At 56.9% G+C, this 592-nt stretch carries 1 pseudogene; it reads left to right on the top strand.

The window, feature by feature from the left end:
- Positions 1 to 146 precede the first annotated feature (146 nt).
- A pseudogene (locus J8I34_RS34300) lies at positions 147 to 430 on the top strand (H-NS histone family protein).
- Positions 431 to 592: the final 162 nt, after the last annotated feature.

Here is a 592-nt window from a genome sequence, read left to right as displayed (position 1 = left end):
CGTGGGTCGTCGCTGAGAAACTGGCTACGCCAGCGTAACTGCTGCCGACGTCAACACGGCACTGGCTACACGCTTACGTTTAGCCGAACTCGTATCCGACCGCAAGAGGCGTTGTTAGTCGACCGCTTACAACGTATAAGGAACTCATCGCTCGACGCGAGCAACTCGACCAGGAGATTGCCGCGGTACGGGAGAAGTCGCAGACGTCATTCGCCAGATCCAGGATCTGATGGCAGCGTACGGTCTTACCACCGACGACGTTGTTGGAAAGAAGTGCAGGGGGCGTCCGGCCGGCTCTGGCCAATCGAAGCCCAAGTCCGTTCTACCCGCAATGTATCAGGATCCCAAAACCGGAAAGACCTGGTCGGGCCGCGGCCGTGCACCCGCATGGTTGGGCAAGAACCGCGCTCGCTTTTTGATTGCCGCTTAACGTCCGTGCTGTAGATGGGGCTCGTCAGCGCATGATGCTACTCAGTGTAGCCATGCGCCACTAGTACAACATCCCGCAAAGCCCTTTACTCACCAGTCCGTAAATAAGGCGACAAACGATGGAACCTGGTGACGACCGTTTAGTCTCATTCAACATGAAACG

It is taken from the genome of Cupriavidus phytohabitans (assembly GCF_017815025.1).
Taxonomy (GTDB): Bacteria; Pseudomonadota; Gammaproteobacteria; order Burkholderiales; family Burkholderiaceae; genus Cupriavidus.
Note: the sequence above shows the minus strand (reverse complement) of the source record. Positions and strands in the feature narration are given on the sequence as shown.